At 45.3% G+C, this 24,082-nt stretch carries 23 protein-coding genes, 1 tRNA gene and 1 pseudogene; 14 read left to right on the top strand and 11 right to left on the bottom strand.

The window, feature by feature from the left end:
- Nucleotides 1-2: 2 nt before the first annotated feature.
- The 8 genes from PNUC_RS03290 to PNUC_RS03255 all read right to left on the bottom strand — a co-directional run bounded on the left by PNUC_RS03290 (nt 3) and on the right by PNUC_RS03255 (nt 8,303).
- Complete coding sequence (locus PNUC_RS03290) at nt 3-1,355, bottom strand: TRAP transporter large permease (protein ID WP_011902473.1); 1,353 nt, start codon at nt 1,353-1,355, stop codon at nt 3-5.
- A gap of 1 nt (nt 1,356) precedes the next feature.
- A complete protein-coding gene (locus PNUC_RS03285; protein WP_048812069.1) occupies nt 1,357-1,875 on the bottom strand; it encodes a TRAP transporter small permease in 519 nt (172 codons plus the stop codon).
- Between the two features lies 1 nt (nt 1,876).
- Entirely contained in the window at nt 1,877-2,911 is a 1,035-nt protein-coding gene (dctP, locus tag PNUC_RS03280; RefSeq protein WP_011902471.1) for a TRAP transporter substrate-binding protein DctP, read from the bottom strand.
- 139 nt (nt 2,912-3,050) lie between these two features.
- Nucleotides 3,051-4,355 (bottom strand): malonyl-CoA decarboxylase domain-containing protein, encoded by a 1,305-nt coding sequence (locus PNUC_RS03275; protein ID WP_011902470.1) that lies wholly within the window; start codon nt 4,353-4,355, stop codon nt 3,051-3,053.
- 132 nt (nt 4,356-4,487) lie between these two features.
- The gene (locus tag PNUC_RS03270; RefSeq protein ID WP_011902469.1) at nt 4,488-5,396 is read right to left on the bottom strand and encodes a LysR substrate-binding domain-containing protein; all 909 of its coding nucleotides are present in this window, start codon (nt 5,394-5,396) and stop codon (nt 4,488-4,490) included.
- Between the two features lie 11 nt (nt 5,397-5,407).
- Nucleotides 5,408-6,193, bottom strand: a complete 786-nt coding sequence (lgt, locus tag PNUC_RS03265; RefSeq protein WP_011902468.1) for a prolipoprotein diacylglyceryl transferase — start codon at nt 6,191-6,193, stop codon at nt 5,408-5,410.
- A 28-nt stretch (nt 6,194-6,221) separates the two neighbouring features.
- Nucleotides 6,222-6,689 (bottom strand): DNA polymerase III subunit chi, encoded by a 468-nt coding sequence (locus PNUC_RS03260; protein WP_011902467.1) that lies wholly within the window; start codon nt 6,687-6,689, stop codon nt 6,222-6,224.
- Nucleotides 6,690-6,692: 3 nt separating this feature from the next.
- On the bottom strand, nt 6,693-8,303 hold the full coding sequence (locus tag PNUC_RS03255; protein ID WP_011902466.1) for a leucyl aminopeptidase: 1,611 nt from the start codon (nt 8,301-8,303) through the stop codon (nt 6,693-6,695).
- 160 nt (nt 8,304-8,463) lie between these two features.
- Here PNUC_RS03255 and lptF point away from each other — a divergent pair, with 160 nt between their 5' ends.
- The 3 genes from lptF (at nt 8,464) to PNUC_RS03240 (ending at nt 11,735) form a co-directional block, all read left to right on the top strand.
- Entirely contained in the window at nt 8,464-9,579 is a 1,116-nt protein-coding gene (lptF, locus tag PNUC_RS03250; protein ID WP_011902465.1) for an LPS export ABC transporter permease LptF, read from the top strand.
- The gene (gene lptG, locus PNUC_RS03245; RefSeq protein ID WP_011902464.1) at nt 9,576-10,730 is read left to right on the top strand and encodes an LPS export ABC transporter permease LptG; all 1,155 of its coding nucleotides are present in this window, start codon (nt 9,576-9,578) and stop codon (nt 10,728-10,730) included. Before lptF ends, lptG begins: the two co-directional genes overlap by 4 nt.
- A gap of 63 nt (nt 10,731-10,793) precedes the next feature.
- Nucleotides 10,794-11,735, top strand: a complete 942-nt coding sequence (locus PNUC_RS03240; RefSeq protein WP_011902463.1) for a CysB family HTH-type transcriptional regulator — start codon at nt 10,794-10,796, stop codon at nt 11,733-11,735.
- Between the two features lie 30 nt (nt 11,736-11,765).
- Here PNUC_RS03240 and PNUC_RS03235 read toward each other — a convergent pair whose 3' ends face one another.
- Together PNUC_RS03235 and PNUC_RS03230 are read right to left on the bottom strand one after the other, a co-directional pair.
- A complete protein-coding gene (locus tag PNUC_RS03235; RefSeq protein ID WP_048812068.1) occupies nt 11,766-12,596 on the bottom strand; it encodes a hypothetical protein in 831 nt (276 codons plus the stop codon).
- A gap of 87 nt (nt 12,597-12,683) precedes the next feature.
- A tRNA-Leu gene (locus tag PNUC_RS03230) sits at nt 12,684-12,768 on the bottom strand.
- 151 nt (nt 12,769-12,919) lie between these two features.
- Here PNUC_RS03230 and PNUC_RS03225 point away from each other — a divergent pair.
- The 8 genes and pseudogenes from PNUC_RS03225 to rng all read left to right on the top strand — a co-directional run bounded on the left by PNUC_RS03225 (nt 12,920) and on the right by rng (nt 19,570).
- On the top strand, nt 12,920-13,639 hold the full coding sequence (locus PNUC_RS03225) for a YebC/PmpR family DNA-binding transcriptional regulator (RefSeq protein ID WP_011902461.1): 720 nt from the start codon (nt 12,920-12,922) through the stop codon (nt 13,637-13,639).
- Nucleotides 13,640-13,668: 29 nt separating this feature from the next.
- A complete protein-coding gene (gene purD / locus PNUC_RS03220; protein ID WP_011902460.1) occupies nt 13,669-14,946 on the top strand; it encodes a phosphoribosylamine--glycine ligase in 1,278 nt (425 codons plus the stop codon).
- Nucleotides 14,947-14,982: 36 nt separating this feature from the next.
- Nucleotides 14,983-15,894 carry an oxygen-dependent coproporphyrinogen oxidase gene (hemF, locus tag PNUC_RS03215; RefSeq protein ID WP_048812219.1) on the top strand — a complete coding sequence of 304 codons (912 nt, stop codon included), beginning with the start codon at nt 14,983-14,985 and terminating at the stop codon, nt 15,892-15,894.
- Nucleotides 15,882-16,580: a nicotinate (nicotinamide) nucleotide adenylyltransferase gene (nadD, locus tag PNUC_RS03210; RefSeq protein ID WP_143070023.1), complete on the top strand. Its 699-nt coding sequence runs from the start codon at nt 15,882-15,884 to the stop codon at nt 16,578-16,580. Before hemF ends, nadD begins: the two co-directional genes overlap by 13 nt.
- A 47-nt stretch (nt 16,581-16,627) precedes the next feature.
- Nucleotides 16,628-17,014: pseudogene (gene rsfS / locus PNUC_RS03205) on the top strand (ribosome silencing factor); the annotation flags it as partial.
- A gap of 33 nt (nt 17,015-17,047) precedes the next feature.
- Nucleotides 17,048-17,491 (top strand): 23S rRNA (pseudouridine(1915)-N(3))-methyltransferase RlmH, encoded by a 444-nt coding sequence (gene rlmH, locus PNUC_RS03200; protein WP_011902456.1) that lies wholly within the window; start codon nt 17,048-17,050, stop codon nt 17,489-17,491.
- A complete protein-coding gene (locus PNUC_RS03195; RefSeq protein WP_011902455.1) occupies nt 17,484-18,110 on the top strand; it encodes a Maf family protein in 627 nt (208 codons plus the stop codon). Before rlmH ends, PNUC_RS03195 begins: the two co-directional genes overlap by 8 nt.
- Nucleotides 18,107-19,570 carry a ribonuclease G gene (rng, locus tag PNUC_RS03190; protein WP_011902454.1) on the top strand — a complete coding sequence of 488 codons (1,464 nt, stop codon included), beginning with the start codon at nt 18,107-18,109 and terminating at the stop codon, nt 19,568-19,570. The genes PNUC_RS03195 and rng overlap by 4 nt, the downstream gene beginning before the upstream one ends.
- 24 nt (nt 19,571-19,594) lie before the next feature.
- Here rng and msbA read toward each other — a convergent pair whose 3' ends face one another.
- Nucleotides 19,595-21,358: a lipid A export permease/ATP-binding protein MsbA gene (gene msbA, locus PNUC_RS03185; protein ID WP_011902453.1), complete on the bottom strand. Its 1,764-nt coding sequence runs from the start codon at nt 21,356-21,358 to the stop codon at nt 19,595-19,597.
- Nucleotides 21,359-21,368: 10 nt separating this feature from the next.
- On the opposite strand from msbA, the gene PNUC_RS03180 reads away from it, so the two are divergent.
- Genes PNUC_RS03180 through PNUC_RS03170 form a run of 3 tightly spaced genes read left to right on the top strand, consistent with a single transcriptional unit; the run spans nt 21,369 to nt 24,078 of the window.
- A complete protein-coding gene (locus PNUC_RS03180) occupies nt 21,369-22,130 on the top strand; it encodes a glycosyltransferase family 2 protein (RefSeq protein WP_011902452.1) in 762 nt (253 codons plus the stop codon).
- Nucleotides 22,127-22,915 carry a glycosyltransferase family 2 protein gene (locus tag PNUC_RS03175; RefSeq protein WP_011902451.1) on the top strand — a complete coding sequence of 263 codons (789 nt, stop codon included), beginning with the start codon at nt 22,127-22,129 and terminating at the stop codon, nt 22,913-22,915. The genes PNUC_RS03180 and PNUC_RS03175 overlap by 4 nt, the downstream gene beginning before the upstream one ends.
- A 2-nt stretch (nt 22,916-22,917) precedes the next feature.
- Nucleotides 22,918-24,078: a glycosyltransferase family 9 protein gene (locus PNUC_RS03170; protein ID WP_011902450.1), complete on the top strand. Its 1,161-nt coding sequence runs from the start codon at nt 22,918-22,920 to the stop codon at nt 24,076-24,078.
- Nucleotides 24,079-24,082 lie beyond the last annotated feature (4 nt).

Here is a 24,082-nt window from a genome sequence, read left to right as displayed (position 1 = left end):
ATCTAAAGAGGTGCGCCCATTACCCAGTCGGATAAACCCGTGGCTATTCCCGGGAATACACAAAGTAACACTACTGAGAGGAGCATGATCACTACAAAAGGCAGTACACCATTAATAATTTCGGTCAAGGTAATATCAGGAGCAATATTTTTAATGACAAAAATATTAAGTCCAACTGGTGGATGTATCAAACCAGTCTCCATCACGATCGTCATTACTACACCAAACCAAATTAAGTCAAAACCAGCCGCACGCAAAGGCGGCAAGAAGATTGGAGAGGTCATCAAAATAATAGAGACGGGCGGCAAGAAAAAGCCCAGCACAATTACCATTACTAAGATTGCAGCCAACAACACCCATCGAGAAGCCCCTAAGTCAACAATAGCTTGCGCAGCAGATTGACTAAGATGGAGGTAGCTCATGACGTTAGCAAATAACAAGGACATGCCGATAATGAACATCAGCATCGCAGACTCTCTTATCGTGACATCAAGCAATGGATACAAATCCTTGAAGCGCCACATCTTATATATCACAGCAATTAATAAGAAAGCGAATACCGCTCCCAATCCCGCAGTTTCTGCGGGAGTAGCATAGCCACCATACAAGGCAACCATCACACCAATTAACAATATCAAGAAAGGAAGAACTCTTGGTAAGGAGCTCATCTTTTGTTGCATAGTGTATGTTTGGCGATCTAGAATCGGACTGGGAGTCTTATTAAGCTCGTAAGCTTCATATGCTGTTGAATATTCCTTACGGAAACGATAAATGGTGTAACCAGAAAAAAAGATTACCAACATTACTCCCGGGCCAATTGCCGCCAAGAATAAGCGCCCCAGTGACTGCTCTGCTGCAACTGAATACAAAATCATCGTAATAGACGGTGGTAACAGAATTCCCAAGGTACCGCCAGCAGCAATAATACCGGCAGCAAAACCAGGTGAATAACCACGTTTGCGCATTTCTGGAATGCCCGCACTACCAATTGCAGAGCAAGTTGCCGGACTAGAACCTGCCATTGCCGCAAATAATGCGCATGCAAATACATTGGCAACGCCTAAACCACCAGGCACCTTTCCCATCCAAACATGCAGTGCATCATATAAATCCTTACCTGCACGTGAACGGCCAATAGCAGCGCCTTTTAAGATAAACAGTGGTATGGACATCAAGGTAATGCTGGACATTTCCTCATACACATTTTGCGCAACCGTATCAAGGGATGAAGCTGGCATAAAGAAATACATAAAAATGATTGCCACAATACCTAAGGCAAAGGCAATTGAAATCCCCGAGAACATAATTAACAGGGTCACCACAGCGAACAAAAGTCCAATAGTGAGAATAGACATATTAATGACCCCCTTTTACAGCATCAGGAGCTACTGCTTTTCTGATAAAAATTTGTAAAAATAGTTGGAATGTAAGAAGCACCATTCCAGTGAACATCATTGAATAGGGAATCCATAATGAGGGTGCCCAAGTGGAATTCGTTACCTGTCCATCAACCCATGCTTCATGGAGTAAATCCCAAGTTTTGGCTGAGAAAAAAGCAAAAAATAAACAGGAGATCACATCAACGACAATTCCGCGGACTTTATTAACTGGATGAGGCAATAGGCCTTCAATTGCAGAAATACCAATATGTCCGCGCTTTTCCTGAACATATGAGCTACAAAGGAAGGTGACCCCAACCAGGCAGAACAAAGCAGCTTCATCCTGCCAGTCATTTGCCGCATGGAATAGCCCGCGTGACATCACGCTATAACTGAGAATCAAAGCGGCGGCCATTAATGCGACTGACCCCAGCAATACCAAGCATTTATTTACTGCTGACATCATTCTGTCAGCAGCCTCTAAGATCGCATACATACTATGAAATCTTCTCGGCAGAACGCATCATTGCTGCACAAGTTTCATTTCGCTCCGAGAACTCCTTCCAGGCAGAATTCTTGGCAACGGCTTTCCATTTATCTATCACCGACATGTCCATTTCGAACACTTTATTGCCAGCCTTTGCAAAAGCAATGGAAGCATCAATATCATCTAATTTAGCCTGTTCAGTTCCGAACTTTTCCATGTCGGTGCCAACCGCCATAATCACGTCGCGCTGTTTTGGTGTCAAAGAATCAAATATTGTTTTTGACATCATCAACGGCTCCAACATGTACCAATAGGATTTATTTTTTGCAGAGGTAAAGTTTTTGGTGAGCTCAGCCAATTTGAATGACATTAAACTGGCTGAAGAGGTGTAAGCCGCATCTAATGAGCCAGTTTGCACAGCTTGATAAATCTCGTTAGAGGGAATAGATGTCATCACTGATCCGCCAGCCGCTTTGAGCATGGCATCAAATTCACGGCTTCCACCTCGAACTTTTACGCCTTTGATGTCATCAGGAACTACGATTGGACCAGAACGGGTGGCAACACCGCCAGCCTGCCATACCCAACTTACTATCACGATACCCTTGGATTCCATTACCTTATTCAAAATCTTACCTACTTCAGCGTTTTTCCATTTGGCGCCTTGCTCATAGCTATTAACCAAAGCTGGCATCAAACCAATATTAGCTTCAACAACCTCTCCTCCTGCATAGGGCATGGGATAGAAGCTAAAGTCTAAGGCTCCCTTACGCAAGGCGCTAAATTGAGCATTGGTTTTCATTAGTGAAGACTGTGGATAAACGTCGAACTTCAATTCACCATTTGTTTTCTTGCTTACTTCATCGGCAAATTTCTTGCAGAGGCGATCACGGAAATCAGTGCCACTTGGAAATTGATGGGAAATTTTTAGGCTTTTAGCACCAGTTTGGGCCCATGCGCTTAAGTCGTATCCCGCAATTGATGCACCTGCAGCGCCCAGCAATAGTGAACGGCGCAATTGACTAATTTCTTTTGTATCTTCCATCATCATCTCCTTAATAGCTGCTGTTTTCGTTACTCAAAGGACACTACCGGCTTTGTAGCCACCGGCTTCTTTTATGCCCCATTCTAAAGCGAATACTCTATGAATTCTGCTTTAGATGATCTCCTCCAAAATCCTCTACTTAGGGCTGCATTAAGCGCCCTACCGCCCTTGAATAGTCAATTTCACCATGCGTAAAGCGCTCATGGTTCTCTTCAACAGCGGATAAGTCATACAGATAATTCACCATCAGAGAGGCAGACTGTCGTAATCCTTTGCGTGACAAATCCCCTGCCCAATTAATTTGGTGTAATTTGGCACCATTCCCCAAATGGAACTTGGCTACTGGATTGCCATTACGCCCTGCCGAACCCAAGGCTAAATAAATACCTGCCAAACAGAGCAAGGCCGCTTTTTCTTTTTCGCTTGCATTATCAGGATGCCAGCCAGAACTTAAACGCTCTGTCCAAGAACGTGTTGTGAGACCCAATGTTTCCAGGGCATGCTCACGCGCTGTTCGAATAGCCGGCTTAAGTTGTGCACCCGCTTTATCGCCTGCCACATCTGCGCCAGCAGCTACCCAATCAATAAATCCAGGAATTGGAGATAGCGTTACAAATGTTTTGATTCCAGGGAACTCCGCATGCAATTTTTCAGCCACGCGCTTAATCAAGAAGTTACCCATCGAGACGCCACGTAAACCAGGCTCACAGTTACTAATCGAATAAAAAGCAGCAACTTTGTACTGTGAACTTTGATGTACTGTTTCTGCCTTCTTATCTACCAATGGAGTAATTACCGCTGGAATCTCTGGTAACAGCGCCACTTCAACGAATATCAATGGCTCATTAGGCAGCTGTGGATGGAAAAAGGCAAAGCAGCGACGATCTGGCTGAAGGCGGCGACGTAAATCATCCCAACCATCAATCGCATGAACGGCTTCGTGCTGAATCAATTTTTCTAAAATTTCTGCAGGCGATTGCCAATCCACCTGATGCATCTTCAAAAATCCAGGGTTGAACCAAGAAGATAAAAGGTGGCGTAAATCGAAATCAACTGCTGTGAGTTCTGGTTGTTTCTCAAGCAATTGCAATAAATCACGACGCATTGCTACTAGCGCTGCAGTACCATTGGTCGCGCGATTTAAGCGGCGAAATAATTCTTGTCTTGGCGGCTCTGTCACGCGCTGCAACTTAATGTAATTGCGTGCAGTTGCTTCCGTAGAAAAATTTTGAGCCGCGGTCATTACCGCTGCAGGATCCGGGTTTAATTTTTCGAATAGAAAAGTGAAAAATTTTGCGTGCTGGTCCTTAGAAAGTTTGCGGTAATTATGAATGACATCATCAGCCATACTTACGGCATTGGATTCACCTCGTTCTGAGATGAGACGATTCACGGCGCCTGTAACGCGCGAGAAATACCGGGCTTTAGCTAACTTTTCAAGCATGCAAGTCTCTTCGTAAGAACACTCAATTAAAAGTAATGCACCAATGTAGTACTGGGTAGATACAGAATCAATTAAGAAAAGTGAGTTTTCATTAACTTTAAGTTAATGAATTAGAGCATATCCTACGGGGAACTATTTATTATTGCGATGCAACATGCGGCCTTCAGCTGCTAGGGCCAAGATATTGGGGTTAGATTCATTAGCCTGAAGGTACATGAGGGCTATTCGTTGAACTACCTGATATTTGGGGGCAAGAGGGATAAAGTCGATCGCATCACCCATCAAGGACCTTACGCGCCCAGGAAGAAGCGATCTCCCCATATCTCCGGAGACCATATTCATGAGGGAAAAGATGTCGCCGACCTTCATCACTACATTGGGCTTAAATCCTGCCAATGCAAATGCATCATCAAAACCAGAAGTGGTTGCAAAGCCATCTTGCAAGGTGACAAACTTTTCATCGCGATAGTCTAATAAATCAATTGCACCAGATAGTGGCTTGCTACTCTTAGAGGATGCAAAAAATAGCTGATCCTCAAATAGCGGGACCACCTGTATATCCTCCGGCAATTTACCTGAAGGTGTTGCAATGACTACTGCATCGATCTGACCTTCCGAGAGTTTTTTCATGAGATCTTCGTTAGATCCCAAGTACAAATCAATATCCAAATCTGGTCGACGAATTTTGGTGCCCATAATGAGGCGGGGAATAATATTAGCCGTTAGAGAATACATAGAGCCCAGACGTATCTGCCCGCTCTCTACCCCAGCTTTTGCTCGGGTCTTTTTTAAAACTCGCTCAACGTCATCCAATAAATCTACACTGGCCTCAGCTAAATACAAGGCTGCATGCAAAGGCTTTAACTGACGCCCTTCTTTGACGAATAAGGGGCAACCTATTCCAGTCTCCAAGGAATGCAAGGCCTTATGAATGCTCACTGAGCTAAGCTGAAACTCTTCGGCAGTTTTCACAAGACTCCCTGTTCTCACAAAAGAGCAGAGAATTTCTAGCTTTCTTAGAGAGACCTCGTCATTCAACATAAGAATTGCTTTTAAGTGTCTGTGGAATTTCGACGCAACAAATAAACACCTAGGATGATCATGGGGACACAGAGCCACTGCCCCATAGAAAGTCCCAGCCCCAAAAGACCCAAGAAGGCATCAGGCTCGCGAGCGAACTCCGCTAAGAATCGACAGATACCGTAACCCAATAAAAAGAGACCAGACACCCGCCCAATCGGACGTGGCTTGCTGGAATAAATCCAGAGAACGATTCCCAAGAAAATGCCCTCGCCTAATAGTTGATAGATCTGTGAGGGATGACGAGGAATGGAATCGACCATTGGAAATATCATTGCCCAAGGCAAGTCCGTTGGTCTTCCCCACAACTCACCATTAATAAAATTTCCTAGACGACCGAATGCCAAGCCAAATGGAATAAGCGGGGCGACTAAATCACTGACTACAAAAAAGCTGGTATGCCGTTTTTTAGCAAACCATAACAGCGCGCATAAAACACCCAACAAGCCACCATGGAAGGACATTCCGCCCTCCCAAATTTTCAAAATACTAAGAGGGTTGGCGAGGTAATACCCAGGCATATAAAACAAGGTGTAACCAAGACGACCGCCAAGCACCACACCTAAGACACCTGCGAACAACAGATCTTCTAAATCTTTATATGTCCAGCCTAGAGTCTGATAACGAGGCGCACGAATACGCAAGCGTCCTAACAATAAGAATTGTGCAAAGGCCAATAGATACATCACCCCGTACCAATGAATGGCAAACGAACCGAATCGAATTGCAGCAGGGTCAAACTGGGGATGTATCAACATGAATATCTAAGGATTGGAAAAAGAGTGCTTAAGCACTTTTGGATTGGTCAAAATTATGAAGCTCATGGCCCAAAGCCCGGTAAGCCTTGAATCGCTCTCGCCCAGCCAGACGCTCCGCTTCATTAACCGTAACTACCTCGACAATGCGCGGGAAACGCTCGACCAACCCCAGAACATCGGGTGGCATCTTCACACCAATATGGATCAGGACATCAGCGTGAGGAATTTGACTAAAGGCAGTAGACGCAAAGTCATCAGCAAGAACAATGGGAGTTTCTGCTGCAGCCTCATGATTGATAGAGCAGTGTGGCAAAAAGTCAGTAGTACTAAAAGTCCATAGCAAGCTATCTAGCTTTTGCAAATCACCTTTATCGCCTACGATCACTATTTGTCGAACTGGATGTCCCTCGGCAGTAGCGCTCCAAATTTTTCGAATGAGGCGACAAACGTATTCCAGCTTATCGCCAACATTGCTATGAAAATCAATCCGAGCCATGAATCACTTTTGCTCAAGCAAGAAGTTCACCAGTAGGGGCACTGGGCGACCAGTGGAGCCTTTCGCAGCACCACTCTTCCATGCAGTGCCTGCAATGTCCAAATGCGCCCATTTATATTTTTCAGTAAAGCGAGACAAGAAGCAGGCTGCAGTAACGCTACCAGCGGGGCGTCCGCCAATATTGGCTACATCAGCAAAGTTTGATTTAAGTTGCTCATGGTAGGCAGTATCCAAAGGTAAACGCCAGACAGTATCCAAAGAGGCGCGCCCAGCTTTAGTCAACTCTGCAACCAATTGCTCATCATCAGAAAATAAACCGCTATGCACGTGGCCCAAAGCAATAATGCACGCACCCGTAAGAGTGGCCACATCAATTACAGCCTTCGGTTTAAAGCGCTCTACGTACGTTAATGCGTCACACAAAATCAAACGCCCTTCAGCATCTGTATTTAATACCTCAATGGTTTGGCCGGACATACTTTTCACAATATCGCCTGGGCGAGTTGCGCGCCCTGAAGGCATATTTTCACAAGTTGGCACAACGCCAATGACATTCTTTTTCAGCTTCATTAAAGCTGCGGAATACATCGTGCCGATTACCGATGCAGCGCCACACATGTCGTACTTCATTTCATCCATTGCCTCACCAGGCTTTAATGAAATTCCACCGGTATCAAAAGTAATCCCTTTGCCTACCAATACAATTGGCGCTTCTCCAGCTTTTCCGCCCTGATGACGCATCACAATAAATTGCGGCGGAGTATCCGATCCTTTTGCAACAGACAGGAATGAACCCATACCCAATGCTTCGATCTGCTTTAACCCCAGCACCTCAACCTTTAGACCTACTTTTTTTACAAGCCCTTGGGCTGTTTTTCCAAGATACGTAGGGGTACAAATATTGGGCGGGAGATTACCTAGGTCTTTAGCTAAATTCATCCCTTCGACCATGGCGTTGCCTTGCTCAACGGCTAACTTTAATTCTTTATCAAAATGACTATTACCAGCAAAGGTGAGGTGCTTGAAAGTATCCGCCTTCTCTTTAGCCTTAAATTTCATGGCTGGTTGACGCACGCCAAAACGATAGGCCTGATCACCTGCATATTGAATGGTTAGGCGCACTTCCTCAGTCATGAACTCCGATTGATTAGCAGTCGCAAAGCCAGGGACGTACCACAACGCATTCTCAATTGAGCCCCCCGTCAGATTCTTTAGGCCAGCGCGAGCAACCGTTGAAAATGCCGACAAGCTTCGCTCTTTTGATAAATGCAAGTCACCCATAGAAAGTAATAACACTCGCTTGGCTTTAACACCGTTATCAGCCCATGAAGATTCTGCCCTCAATAGACAGGAAGATCCCTGCTTGACATCCAAATCGCCCAAGTGACTTACACGAGCAACAGCCCCACCTAGGAGCAAATCAAGCTCAGCTAAAAGGCCTGTTTTAGCTTTCGCGCCTTTATTGCCAATCAAACCCTCTAAATCTACATTTGAATAAGCCAAAACTAAACAATCCGTGCTGTAAGCAAGGATACTTTTTAGGCTTGATTTAAGTAGTTTTGGACTCTGAAGGTCTGTCTGAGGGAAAATCTTGGTACTAAATTGAATAGTCATAATGTATTACGGTATTTTTCAGTCGAATTTAGGGTGAAAGAATGTCTAAGCTAGATGTTTATCCATTATCCTCCGACATGAGATTAACCCACTTTGTCTACGTCAATATAAGCGATTTGCCCCTTTTTCGACCCCCGCCGAGCTATATAAATACCCTTTCATGATTTTTAAACAAGCCCTTCGCCGCGAACTTAGCTTAACGACAGGCGGCGTCTTTTTGGTCTTGGTAACCATCATGATTACCACCTTAGTTATCCGCATTTTGGGATTTGCTGCGAATGGCGCCATCAACCCCGAAGATGTTCTCGTTTTAATCTCCCTAGCAACATTGGGTTACTTAGCAGTCTTACTCACCGTTTCGCTTTTTGTGGCCACATTAATTGTGTTGGTTCGCTGGTATAAAGACTCTGAGATGATTGTTTGGTTTGCAAGTGGCTTAAGTATTAGCAATCTGATTCGCCCTATTTTGCAATTTGCCACCCCCCTTATCATCATCATCGCCTTACTCGCGTTATTTGTATGGCCTTGGGCAAACCGGGAATCCACCCTGATTAGTCAGCGCTTTCAACAACGTGACGATGTGTCTATGGTGAGCTCAGGACAATTCAGAGAATCGGCTAGAGCAGAGCGTGTATTTTTTATCGAAGAGTTGGATGTTGATAAGAACGAAGTAAAAAATATCTTTGTGGCAGACTCTAAAAATGGGCGCGTAAGTGTGGCTGTAGCTTCTGCTGGCTATATTCAAAACTCTGAAGATGGTGAAAAGTCCGTCGTTTTGCATAATGGCCGACGTTATGAAGGACAGCCTACCCAGCCAGACTTTCGGATTTTAGAATTCACTGATTACACCACCAAAATTCGCAGCAAAGAGGCTTTGGCGCCCCCTCCGAGGGACCGGGAAAAAACCATCTCTGAACTCTTGAATGAAACCGAGCCAACCACAATCAATCCTAATCGCGCGGAGTTGCTCTGGCGCATAGGTTTGCCGCTCATGGCGCTAGGCTTGGTACTGATTGCTATTCCATTAGCATATGTAAATCCACGACTGGGTAATTACACAGCCATGTTCTATGCCATTCTGATTTACTTGATTTATAGCAACCTCTTGAACCTGACGCAGAACTTTGTGTCACAAGGCAAGTTCGGATTCTTTGTAGGTATTTGGCCAATTCATCTGCTAGCACTTGTAATCGCGACCATCCTCATTCGTAACCGAATTAATCCGTCGGTGAAATGGTGGCGTCGTCAATTACCTGCAGCATTCGCGAAAAAATGAAACTGCTCTTTCCATATATCTACGAGCGTTATCTTGCACGGCAAATTTATGCCGCATTTGGTTTTATTTTATTTGCCTTAGTCGCCCTGTTTTTGTTCTTTGATATTTTGAGTGAGCTGGGATCGGTCCAAGGTCAGTACACCTTAGCGCTGGCACTACTGCATGTTTTGTTAAAAGCCCCGAGCCGTATTTCTGAGATTATTCCGATTGCAGGCTTGATCGGGAGTATTTATGTCTTTGCCATGCTGGCCAGTCAATCTGAGTTCACCATCCTGCGGATCGCAGGTCTAGATGTCAAACGTGGCCTCATCACACTTGGGAAGATTTCACTCCCATTGATTGTGCTGACTTTAGTCATGAGTGAATGGGCTGGCCCCTATACAGAGGCGAAGTCTGAGCAAATACGCATGAAGGCTTTAGGCTCAAGCTACTCATCGCAATTTAAAACTGGTGTCTGGGTAAAAGATCGCCTCCGAGACGAGGATGGCAGCGGTCCTGTTCGCCCGGGCGTGCGTTATGTCAACGTAGGTAAGGTTGAAAAAGATAATGAAATTCGTGATATCCGAATGTACGAGTTCAATGATGTATATAACCTACTGTCGATACGCAGCGCCGTATCAGGTCACTTCGATGAGACAGGGATTTGGGTTTTAAATGATGTCACCGAAACTCGCTTTAAAGAAATCAAACAAACTGATCCACTCAATCCTGTTTTTTCTGCTCAAACCCTGACACACCCCATTCTGACTCTCGAGTCCGAAGTCACGCCACAAATTTTGAGCGTGCTATTGATTAGCCCCGAGAAAATGTCCATCCTCAGTCTAGGGCGTTTTATTGATCATCTACAAGAAAATAAACAAGATGTTCAGCGCCATTCAATTGCTTTCTGGAAAAAGGTGGTTTACCCCTTCACTATTTTTGTCATGCTTGCTTTGGCTCTTCCTTTTGCTTATTTAAAGGTGCGGGCTGGTAGCGTTGGTATCAAGGTATTTGGCGGAATCATGCTCGGAATGAGCTTCCAACTGTTTAACTCCCTTTTCTCAAATGTAGGCATGCTGAGCGCTTGGCCAGCATTCATGACCGCCCTGACACCACCTTTGCTCTATTTCTTATTGGCACTAATGGGATTACGCTGGGTTTCTAAGGCCTAATACCTAAAATTCATTTAGAATTTAATTCCTATATCGTTGTTGATATATAGATAGGAATTACAAATGAATCTTCATCAGTTCCGCTTTGTACGAGAAGCTGTTCGTCAAAATTTCAACCTGACCACTGCTGCGAAAGCGCTGTTTACTTCGCAACCCGGCGTTTCCAAAGCCATCATCGAATTAGAAGATGAGCTTGGCGTAGAAATATTTCGTCGTCACGGTAAGCGCATTCGCTCACTTACTGAGCCAGGAAAACGCATCCTCATCTCTATTGAGCGCATTCTAGATGAAGTGGAAACACTCAAACGAGTGGGCGAGGATTTTGCCAGTCAAGATCAAGGCAACTTTGTGATCGCCACCACTCATACACAAGCTCGTTATGCACTCCCGAAAGTATTAACGGAATTTACCAAACGCTTTCCAAAAGTTCGCGTCAGTATTCAGCAAGGAAGCCCAGGTCAGATTGCAGAACTTCTCAGTCACGATCACGCCGATATCGCGATTGCGACTGAAGGTATCGCAAACACGCCAGGCGTTCTAGCTTTACCAGGCTATCAATGGCAGCACGTCCTCATGGTTCCCCTGAGCCACCCCCTACTCAACCAAGCCAATGTGACGCTTGAGGAAATCGCCAAGTACCCCATCATTACCTATGACAAGGCATTTGCTGGTCGTAGCAAAATAGATGCAGCTTTCGCTCAGCGCAATGTCACGCCAGACATCATTCTTGAGGCGATCGACGCCGATGTGATTAAGACTTATGTAGAAGCAGGCATGGGCATTGGGATTGTTGCTGGACAAGCTTATGACCCAGATCGCGATCGCAACCTTAAGGTAATTTCCGTAGGCCATCTATTTGGCAATAACGTTACCCATCTTGGGGTTAAACAAGGCGCTTATCTGCGCTCTTTTGTGTACACCTTCATTGAGCTTTTCTCACCAACATTAACCAAAAAAATTGTTGAGCAAGCAATGACTAGCGGCGCAGATACATATGAAATTTAAGAAACTAAATGGGTAAAAATGGATTTCTAACTACCCCACCTTCTTAAGAACCAAGTCTCCCAAAGTCTTATGCAAACTGAGATATTCAGCCCTTTTTTGATCTGCATAAGCAATTTTTAAAGCGTCTAACTGAATTAATGCAGCCCGTTCATTTGCGATTGGGGCTGATGAAAAAGGCAGGTCGAGAGAGTTATATGCCCTGACCTTCCATGAATCATTAGTTGCAAGCATGAGCGAAGCAATTCTTTCGATAACAAATGTTTTGATTGGCGCAGGACTATCATGACCCTGAGCAAGCGAATTTAGACCATGCGCAATCGAGCTCATATTAAACTCAGCTTCAGCCCAAATTAATTCACAATTTTCTAACCAAGCTTTCCAGAAAGCTGGCTTTGCAACAAAAAAATTACAGAAAATATTATTCCCTGAATGCATTACTAGTTCATTAATATTTATATAGGGGTTAAGGACATGAAGAGCTCCTATGATCGACTCCGTTGAATTGGGATGAAGAGATATAGCCTGCAGAAAACTATTTCGAAACCACGCCCCCAGGTCAAAAAGAGGAGAAAAGGTAATTACGTCTAGGTCGCTTTTTTGTTGCCCAATAAAGCTAAGGCAATCATTGGCAGATAAGCCAGTTTTTTCTTTGAATTTGGGAGAAAAAAATCCATAAAAACAATTTTCATCAAGCGCGTTATTCAGCAAATAATTTCTCATTGGCCAATACTCACGCCAGTCTGGTCTTGAATTTTCCAGGTTATCTAGAGGCAAAAAATCAGGGTCTAGGGATTTTTTGGTTTGTGCATCATAAAAAATTTGGAAGATTTGAGCGTTACTCATACCGAAACTATAAATCATCCAGCTTTATCTAGAAGCCGTATAAACGTATAAGTCGAAGAAAAATAAGCTGTAAAGGCAGCTATTGAGCAGTAAATGACTATATGTTGGTGCCTCGGGGCGGACTCGAACCGCCACGCCTTGCGGCACCGGATTTTGAGTCCGGCACGTCTACCAATTCCATCACCGAGGCAGGTGTTTGCAGTGGAAATTCTGCTGATTTAACCGTTTTGAAACAGTTAAGACATCAGAGTGTAACAAAAAATGCCTCAGCTTCCCTTTCTTGGGTCTAGAACCCCTTAAAATGACGTCTTGTAGCCAAATTATTTAAAGGACTTACCTGTATGGCCGGCCATTCGAAATGGGCCAATATTCAGCACCGCAAAGGTCGTCAAGACGAAAAACGCGGCAAGATTTGGACCAAACTCATTAAAGAAATCACTGTCGCAGCCAAAATGGGTGGCGGCGATCTCACCGCTAATCCCCGCTTACGTTTGGCAATAGACAAGGCTAAAGATGCCAATATGCCTAATGACAACGTGCAAAGAGCTATTCAGCGCGGCACGGGTTCACTTGAAGGAGTGAACTACGAAGAGATTCGTTATGAAGGTTATGGCATGAATGGTGCTGCCATCATTGTCGACTGCTTAACAGATAACCGTACACGCACCGTTGCTGAAGTTCGCCATGCCTTTAATAAGAATGGCGGCAATATGGGAACAGAGGGATCGGTTGCTTTCCTCTTCAAACATTGTGGACAAATGTTATTTGCGCCTGGTACTAGTGAAGATCAACTCATGGAAGTTGCTTTAGATGCTGGCGCCGAGGATGTAATCACACATGACGATGGATCTCTTGAGGTGCTAACACCGGTACCTGATTTTTCTAAGGTACAAGATGCGATTAGTCAGGCTGGCCTCAAAGCAGAACTAGCTACTGTCGCTATGCGTCCAGAAACTGAAATTGCCCTAGAGGGTGATCAAGCTGAAAGCATGCAGAAATTATTAGATGCGCTTGAGAACCTAGATGATGTACAAGAAGTATTTACAAACGCAGCCCTATAACCCATTAATTATTAAAGACATACCCTGTTATGAAAATTCTTCTCGTCGGATCTGGCGGTCGTGAACACGCTCTAGCTTGGAAGCTAGCGCAATCCCCACAAGTGCAAACTGTCTATGTCGCACCAGGGAACGGTGGTACAGCCACCGCTAAGCAAGTAGCAGCTGGTATACAAAATTTACCTATTACCGGCCTTCAAGAGCTCGCAGATTTTGCAAAACGAGAAAAAGTCCATCTCACAGTAGTGGGTCCTGAGGCGCCATTGGCTGCAGGCATTGTGGACGTATTCCGTAATAATGGTTTACGTATTTTTGGGCCAACCCAATTAGCCGCTCAATTGGAATCCTCTAAGGATTTTTCAAAAGCATTTATGAAGCGTCATGGAATTCCGACTGCGGATTACCAAACCTTTTCCAATGCGACGCAAGCCCATGCTTACATTGATTCCAAAGGTGCTCCTATTGTGATTAAGGCGGACGGCCTGGCTGCAGGTAAGGGAGTAGTTGTTGCCATGAACCCAGAAGAAGCCCATGCTGCGGTTGATATGATGCTCGCCGATAACAAGCTTGGTAATGCTGGTGCTCGAGTAGTGATTGAAGAATTTCTGACTGGTGAAGAGGCCAGCTTCATTGTTCTGGTTGATGGCAAACACGTGCTCGCTCTTGCAACCAGCCAAGATCACAAGCGCCTACTTGATGCTGATCAAGGCCCCAACACAGGCGGCATGGGTGCTTACTCCCCTGCACCGGTTGTCACCCCTGAAATTCATGCACGCGCATTACGAGAAGTCATCATGCCAACTGTAAAAGGCATGGAATCTGATGGGATTCCTTACACAGGCTTCTTGTACGCGGGCCTGATGATTACCCCTGATGGCAAGATTAAAACTTTAGAATTTAATTGCCGCATGGGCGACCCAGAAACCCAACCGATCATGGCTCGCTTGCGAAGCGACTTAGTCAATGCCTTAGATCATGCAGTTGATGGCAAGCTCAATGAAGTTGAACTCGATTGGGATCGTCGCACCGCTCTCGGAGTAGTTCTTGCTGCCCATAATTATCCCGATACACCTCGTAATGGCGATGTCGTTACCGGCATACCTGCAGACACAGAAGATCAAATCACCTTTCATGCGGGAACGAAGTTACAAGATGGCAAGCTAGTAACTTCAGGGGGGCGTGTGATGTGTGTTGTAGGTTTGGCCGATACAGTTCGTGGCGCTCAACAAAAGGCCTATGACGTAATCAATCAAATTCAGTTTGATGGCATGCAATATCGCAAAGATATTGGCTATCGCGCTATTAAATAATGAATTGAAATAGACTTGTCGACACCACATACCCAAATTGATATTGCAACCCTGAAGAGTTACTTCTTGGGTTTGCAAGATCGCATCACGACTGCAATGAGCGCCTTAGATGGTAAATCGTTCATGGTTGATGAGTGGAGTAAACCTGAAGATAGCAAGCTGAAAGGCTATGGTCGCACTTGCATTTTGGATGGCGGCAATATTTTAGAAAAAGGTGGGGTTGGCTTTTCTCACGTGCGTGGTGATCAAATGCCACCATCTGCATCCCATCACCGTCCAGAAGTAGCGGGCCGTAGCTTTGAAGCCATGGGCGTGTCTTTAGTTTTCCATCCCAATAATCCTAAAGTCCCCACGACGCACATGAACGTGCGCTGTTTTATTGCCCAAGCACCTGATAAAGAACCTGTTTGGTGGTTTGGGGGTGGTTTTGACCTTACGCCCTATTATGGCGTCGACGAAGACTGCAAGCATTTTCATCAAACAGCTAAAAATGCCTTAGATCCCTTTGGTGACAGTCTTTATCCTCGCTTCAAAAAATGGTGCGATGAATATTTTTATCTCAAGCACCGCGAAGAACCTAGAGGGATTGGCGGCGTTTTCTTTGATGACTTTAATGAGTTTGATTTTGAACAAAGCTTCGCGATGACTCGTGCAGTTGGCGATGCCTTTATCGAGGCTTATCTACCAATTGTTGAAAGACGTCACCAAGATGGCTTTACACCAGAAGAAAAATCCTTTCAGGAATACCGTCGTGGGCGCTATGTAGAATACAACCTCATTTTTGACCGCGGCACCATCTTTGGTCTGCATTCAGGTGGGCGCACTGAATCTATTTTGATGTCAATGCCACCAGTAGTTCAGTGGCGCTACAACTGGAAGCCTGAGCCCAGCACTCCCGAAGCCAAGCTCTATGACCATTACCTTAAACCACGTGATTGGTTAGCTTGAGCGCTCGCAAAAAAATTGGTATCTTGGGCGGTACATTTGACCCGCCACATATCGGCCATCTTAAGTTAGCTAGCCATTTTGCAAAATTGCTGCAACTAGATGAGCTACTATTTATTCCTAGCGGAGAGCCTTGGCAAAAAAATTCAGGGATCACTCCAGCGCCGATTCGTCTTCAATTAACCGAAGCGGCAGGAGTCGATTTAGCAAGGGCATTTCTATATTTAAACATCGCCACTCAAATTGGAATTGACCACATAGAAATCGATCGCGCAGGCCCCAGCTATGCTATTGATACAGTCAAAGCTCTAAGGGAGCGGTTTGGGTCTAATGCGAGCCTCACCTGGCTCATGGGTGCAGATTCACTGATATCTTTACCTACATGGAATTCATGGGAAGAATTAATTAAACAAGTGAACTTTGCGGTAGCGAGCAGACCAAATCATGACTTAGATTCAAAAATTCCTCCTGCTGTTAAGGCTTTGCTGGCAGCACACCAAATACAAGATCCAAGCGCACTTGAAAATAGCGCTTATGGCCTCATCTATATAGACAGCAAGCTCTCAATCAACCTTTCTTCCACCGAACTACGAAATCGCTTAAAAAGCGGCCCACAAGGCTCCCTAGGGTCTGAGCAAATACCTTCACACGCCTTAGAAATCATTACAAATCTGGGCTTATATCAGTAATCAAGCTAAGATCACCCTCAACACTAGAAAACTACCAATAAGAAACTATGGACTTACGTAAATTACAGCGCGTCATTATTGATGCCTTAGAAGATGTTAAAGCGCAAGATATTCGCGTTTACGACACCACCAAATTGAGCGAGCTCTTTGATCGCGTCATTATTGCTACGGGATCAAGCAATCGCCAAACCCGCTCTTTAGCCATGTCTGTCAAAGAAGAGGTCAACGCTAAAGGTGGTGAAGTGATCTCGATCGAAGGCTTAGAAACAGGCGAATGGGTATTGGTGGATTGCGGCGATATCGTGGTCCATATATTGCAACCTATGTTGCGCTCCTACTATCAATTAGAAGGCATGTGGGGCGCAAAACCCGTACGCGTCAAATTGGCTGGTAGCAAAGGGCTTGTTAAGGCCAGCGAACCAGACGAAGACGAATAATTCGCAAAATTTTTGTTAGTTCATTAGTTGATGCGTTTAACTATTGTTTCTGTTGGTCACAAAATGCCCGACTGGGTTGCTACTGCAACCCACGACTACATAAAGCGCATGCCTGCCGACTGCAGTATTGAAATTAAAGAGATTAAGCCAGACCTCACGCCTGCTAAGGAGGCGGTGAAGATAGCCGCTGCAATTCCTAAAGGTTCACGTGTCATTGCCTTAGACGAGCGTGGCAAAGACCAAACAACACAACACCTTGCTACACAACTGGCTGGCTGGCGCCAAGAAGGTTTTGACATCACCTTTTTAATTGGGGGCGCCGATGGTCTTGACCCTAGCTTGAAAACCAACGCTCAAGCGATGTGGCGACTCTCTAGCCTCACCCTCCCCCACGCTATGGCTAGAGTATTGTTAGTAGAGCAGCTTTACCGTGCTTGGACTATCTTGCAAGGGCACCCCTATCATCGTGAGTAATACCTTCATCTATCTCGCCTCACAAAGTCCTCGTCGCCAAGAATTACTGAAGCAAATCGGTGTTCGCTTTGAAATGCTCTTACCTCAGCCAGGCGAAGATACAGAGACCATTGAAATACCCCGCCCTAATGAAAAAGCCCGCAATTATGTCGAGCGCGTAACTTTTGCAAAAAGCGTTGTTGCCCTTAAGCGCTGGAAAGAGAGTGGCTTGCCATGGGCGCCCATTCTCTGTGCAGACACAACCGTTAGCCTTCCAGGCACTCATGATGGAGAGATTCTAGGCAAGCCCGCAGATGCACTCGATGCGGCACGAATCCTACAAATGCTGAGCGGCAATACACATGAGGTATTAACAGCGCTGGCCCTAACAATTGACCCTAACGAAATCCCAGTCTGCCTTTTACAAGTTTCTCAAGTTCAGTTTGCTGATTTATCTCAAGAGCAAATTGAAGCCTATATTGCTAGTGGTGAGCCCTTTGGCAAAGCTGGGGCCTACGGGATTCAAGGTCGCGCAGGTGCTTTCATTTCCTCTATTCAAGGTAGTTATAGCGGTATCATGGGATTACCTCTTTATGAAACCGCTCAACTTTTAGACCGCGCCCACCTTAACCGCATATGAATGAAGAAATTCTCATCAACATCACGCCGCAAGAGACGCGTGTTGCCTTAATTCAGCAAGGTGCTGTGCAAGAGCTCCAGATCGAGAGAACTCGGCAGCGCGGTATCGTTGGCAATATTTATTTAGCTAAAGTAGTGCGCGTTTTACCTGGCATGCAATCCGCCTTTATTGAGGTTGGACTGGAACGAACCGCCTTCATGCATGTAGCAGACATCACTCAAAGTAATCCACAACCTCAAATTGAGAAGTTACTATTTGAAGGTCAATCACTTTTAGTGCAAGTTCTCAAAGATCCATTAGGAACTAAAGGCGCACGTCTTACTACCCAACTAAGCATTGCCGGCCGTAACTTAGTGTATTTACCTCCTGCCGGTACCGATGTCGCAACTGAAAAATATATTGGCGTTTCTCAACGGATAGATAAACCTGAGGAGCGCGAAGCAATTAAAGCGCGCCTTGCTAGCCTCATGGCGGAAGATGAAAAAGGCGGAATCATTGTGCGCACTAGCGCTCAAGATGCCTCCGACACTGAGCTTCAGCATGATATGCATTACTTAAGAACTACCTGGGAAAATATTCGGGATGCCATGAAAAGCAAAGCTGCCCCAAGCTTGCTCTACCAAGATCTCAGTTTGGCAGAACGTGTTTTGCGTGATGTTGCAGGAGAAGACACCAGCCAAATTCGGGTGGACTCGGCCGAGAACTTTGAAAAACTCAAAGGTTTTGCCAATCTATACATGCCCAATCTATTGAGCAAACTCACCTTGCATCGGGGCGAGCGTGCCCTATTTGATCTCTTTGATGTTGACGCGGAGATTAATAAGGCCTTAGGTAGACGCGTAGACCTCAAGTCTGGCGGCTATCTCATGATCGATCAAACCGAATCGATGACCACCATTGATGTCAACACTGGTAGTTACGTTGGCGCTAGAAATCTAGATGACACTGTTTTTAAAACCAATCTAGAGGCAGCTCAAGCGATTGCCCGCCAATTGCGTTTACGAAACCTTGGCGGCATCATCATTATCGATTTCATCGACATGATTGGTAGAGACCATCAGGAATCGGTTTTATATGAATTGAAGCGTAATCTTGAGCGCGATCATGCCCGTACCTCAGTCAGCGAATTTTCTGCGCTAGGCTTGGTGGAGATGACGCGCAAAAGAACCAGGGAATCATTAGCCCATATCACCTGCGAGCCCTGTGCTACTTGCCAAGGAAAGGGTGAAATCAAAACTGCCCAAACCATCTGCTATGAAATCTTGCGTGAAATTGTGCGCGAGCATCGTCAATTTAATCCACGCGAATTCAGAATTGTGGCTGCGCCTGATGTGATTGATCTTTTTCTAGAAGAAGAAAATCAATTTTTAGCTCAGCTGGGTGATTTCATTGGCAAGCCCATCACCTTGCAAGCGGAAGGCAGTTTCCGCCAAGAACAATACGATATTGTTTTAAGCTAAACGTTTAATTACACCGATATACGATCAAGCGTTTGAAAATTGAATACGGTGGAGGTTGGCATATAGGCCATCATGTTTGATGAGATCCTCATGCGATCCATTTTCAACCACCTTGCCATTTTCTAAAACGACAATTCGATTGGCATGCTCAATCGTAGACAAACGGTGAGCAATCACTAAGGTGGTACGGCCAGCCATGAGTCGCTCTAAGGCGTCTTGCACTTGACGTTCTGATTCCGAATCTAAAGCTGAGGTTGCCTCATCCAGAATCAAGATAGGGGCATTTTTATAAATCGCACGAGCAATCGCCAAACGCTGACGCTGGCCGCCAGATAAGCGATTACCGTTGTCACCCACAAGCGAATCAATTCCCTCGGGAAGGTCTCGGACTAATCCACTTAAGTTGGCCGCTTCCAAGGCCTCGATTACCCTGCCTCGGTCAATACTCTCTTCTCCAACAGCACCATAAGCGACGTTAGCAGCAATACTATCGTTAAACAAAATAACATCTTGACTCACAAAAGCAATTTGCTTTCTGACATCGGATAGTAGGATATCTTCTAGAGGAATTCCATCCAAGAAAATATGTCCTGAGGTGGGCTTAAAGAATCGCGGTAATAAATTCACTAGAGTCGACTTACCGCCGCCCGAGGGGCCAACAAAAGCCACTACTTCGCCAGGCTGAATATCCAAATTAATATCAATTAATGCATCCTTGCGACCGACTTCTTGCTGATAAGAGAATCCTACTTTTTCAAAACGAATAGCGCCTTTGGCATGAGCCAAGGCAATCATGTTTGCCTTACGATCTTCGTCTTCCTCAAGCGGTTGATCCATTAAACCAAAGATCATTTCCGCTGCTGTCAAACCTCTTTGCAAAGGTTGATTGATATCGGCCAAATGCTTTAAAGGTGAAATGACTAGCATCATGGCGGTAATAAATGCAGCAAACCCACCAACCGTTGTGCCTTCCGTAGCCGACTGCATCAAGGCTATCACCAGCACCACCGAAAGAGCCATAGAGGCAATCAACTGGGTAATCGGCTGATTAAGCCCGCCGGCAACAGCCGACTTCAAGGCAAATTGGCGTAAACGTTCTGCCTTCTCCATGAAGCGACTCATCTCATATTCCTGAGCCCCATGAACTTTAACGATCTTATAACCCGCAGAAGATTCTTCAACGATATAAGCTAACTCACTCGTCAAATTTTGCTGCTCGCGGTTTAAGGATCTCAAGCGGCGATTAATTTTGCTCATGATCAATGCGATCACTGGGAAAATAATTAATACCACCAAAGTTAACTGCCAGTTCAAATAGATAAGGTAACCCATCAAACCAACGACTGTGAGTGAATCACGGACCAAGCTAATTAACATTCCACCCAAGACAGACAAAACATTATTGACTTCAAATACAACGGCATTAATTAAATTCGAGGCTGAATTTTGTTGAAAGAAAGTAGTTTTTGCATGCAAGAGTGTTTGAAACATTTGCTCACGCAATTTGAGTAAAACTGCGTTGATTACTCTGGTGAGTAAATAATTTGATAAAAACTGAGCCAAACTGCGGACTAAAGCTAGGCCAACCAAAAATACGGGGACTTGCCATAACTTACTATTAAGCTGGCCAGTAAAACCTCGATCGAGAAGTGGCTTCATTAGGGCTGGGATAGAGGTTTCAGCCCCTGCAACCACAGCCATAGCTGCTAAGGACCCCATAATCAAGCGGATATGGGGTTTGAGGTAGGTAATTAGGCGATTTAAGGCGGTACGGTCTTGAGCATTCATATAATGAATTATGCCCACCTTATCCGTCATACTCATCACCCGCAATGAAGAGGTCAATCTTGAGGATTGTTTAGCCTCTCTGGAGGGGATTGCCCGGCAGATCGTGGTTGTTGATACCAATAGTGCAGATCGCACCCTCGAAATCGCCCAAAAATACGGTGCTTTAATAGCTCAGCCCACCGATTGGCCTGGTTTTGGGCCCCAAAAGAACCGCGCCCTGGAGCTTGCTACTGGGGATTGGGTTTTATCCCTGGATGCTGACGAGCGACTTACACCGGCCCTCAGATCCGAGATTCAGACGGCTATTCACCATAACGCCCATGTGGATTGCTTTGCTATACCCAGACTATCTTGGTACTGCGGTCGCTTCATCAGGCATTCTGGCTGGAGCCCCGATTATGTAGACCGACTCTTCAAGCGGGGAAGCGCCCACTTTTCAGATGACTTGGTCCATGAACGCCTGATTCCTCAGGGGCAAGTTGCCAGACTCAAAAACCCCCTCCTGCACTTTAGCTTTATGAACTTCTCCCAAGTCTTGCAAAAACTTGATCGCTATTCCACTGCATCAGCTGAGCAAGCATTTGCCAAGGGTAAAACCAGCAGCCCCTTAAAGGCCGTTTTACATGGTATTTGGGCATTCTTACGGACTTACGTTATTCGCGCTGGATTCTTGGATGGCACTCAAGGTTTTGCATTAGCCATCTCCAATGGGCAAGGTACTTACTATCGCTATATGAAGCTTTGGCATTTACATCAGGAAGCAGGTAAATGATTTCGATTCTGCTGGCCACTTACAACTGGCCGCAAGCTTTAAAGCTCTGCCTAGAATCTCTGGCTACACAAGGTGATCTTGATTTCGAAATCATCATTGCTGATGACGGTTCTGGAAAAGAGACTAAAGAGCTAATCGATTCGATGAAAACTGCTTTCCCAGTGCCCATTACCCATCTTTGGCAAGAGGACCTAGGGTTTCGAAAAACAATCATTCTGAACCAAGCGATTGCAGCCGCTCACGGTGACTATTTAGTTTTTTTAGATGGTGATTGTCTGGTACAACCTGACTTTGTCGCTCGCCACCGAGCGCTTGCTCAAAAGGGCTACCTGGTCACCGGCAGCAGGGTTCTTTTAAGTGAATCTCTCACGCAACAATTGCTACAGTGGCCAAGCTGGAACTTCCAAAGCCTTATGGCGAAGCTCTTGGGGCACAGAGTGAATGGCGGCATTAATAAATACTGGCCTCTCAAAATCAAACTAGGTGATGGTGTTTGGCGGCATTACAAAAAGTTTGTATGGAGGCGCATTAAGGGATGCAATATGGCCTGCTGGAAAGCCGACGCAAAAGCTATTCATGGCTTTGATGAAACTATGACTGGCTGGGGTCATGAAGATGCTGACTTTGTATTTCGTTTACAGCGTAATCACATCATTCGTAAATCTGGTTCATGGGCAACTGAAGTATTCCACCTATTTCATCAAATACATGATCAAAGCAATGCGGCCGAAAATGCTAAGCGTGTCCGTGAAAAAATTCTAGCCAAAGCACGCTCGGTAAATTGACTATGACTCGCTTTTCATCCTTTAAGCCTAAAAAAGTCTTATTCATTGCCACACGGCAAATTGGCGATGTGTTGGTCACTACTCCGCTCATTAGCAAGGCACGTGAACTATGGCCTGATGCTGAGTTTCATTTTTTGGGCTACAAAGGCAAGCTGGATATGCTTAAGGGCAATCCCGATATCGCCCAATTGATTGAAACCTCTGACCGCCCTAGCCTTGGTGAATACCTTTCTCTGTTTAATCGCCTATTCCAACGTTATGACCTGGCCTTTGTCACACAACCCAGCGATCGCGCTTACCTTTATGGCTTAGTAGCAGCATTCAGACGCGTTGGGGTATTAGGCGGACATCCTCAAGGTAAAGATACGCAGGATCAGGCCAAAAGAGATAAAACGCAAAAGCAAAATGCATGGAAAAAATGGATCTCCATACATACAGTCGGTGTAGATTACTTTTCACAACATGTCATCACTGAAAAATTACGCTTACTAGAAGTATTTTTTAAAAATCCGGAAGCGCTTTTCAGTAAACCCATTTCAGTAACACCGCCTGTAGGTGAGGCTTTGACCCCAGTCATTACCAACGAGCTTACCCAGCCTTATGTAGTTATTCATCCGGGTCCATTAACAGCATACAAGCGCTGGCCTTTAGCTCACTGGCAACAATTAATAACTTGGCTGGTGCAACGAGGCTTTCAGGTCGTTTTAAGTGCTTCGCCGGCCAAGCAAGACCTTGCCTTAAATCAAGACATCTTGTCACTACTCGATGAGAGTGTGCAAAAACAGGTGCTTGATAGCGCTGGAAGATTATCCCTTCCTCAGGCAGGTTCTTTGCTACGCGGCGCGGCGCTTTATGTAGGAGTGGATACCTCAATTACGCATTTGGCTGCCGCCTGCAATATACCCACCATTGCTTTGTTTGGTGCCACTCCGCCCACTAATTTCGGGCCATGGCCGAATGGGTTTATTGGTAAACAACCTTATCAATTGCGTGCACGCTCACAAACTGTAGGTAACGTCACTATCTTGCAAGGGCCAGGAGCATGCGTTCCCTGTCGTCAGGCTGGATGTTTAGATCGCGCTGATAGTCATAGCGAATGCTTGGATTTATTGGAGCCGAATCAGGTAATCCAGGCGATTGAACAAGCGCTCAACCAACAATAAGCAA

Source organism: Polynucleobacter asymbioticus QLW-P1DMWA-1 (genome assembly GCF_000016345.1).
GTDB lineage: Bacteria > Pseudomonadota > Gammaproteobacteria > Burkholderiales > Burkholderiaceae > Polynucleobacter > Polynucleobacter asymbioticus.
Note: the sequence above shows the minus strand (reverse complement) of the source record. Positions and strands in the feature narration are given on the sequence as shown.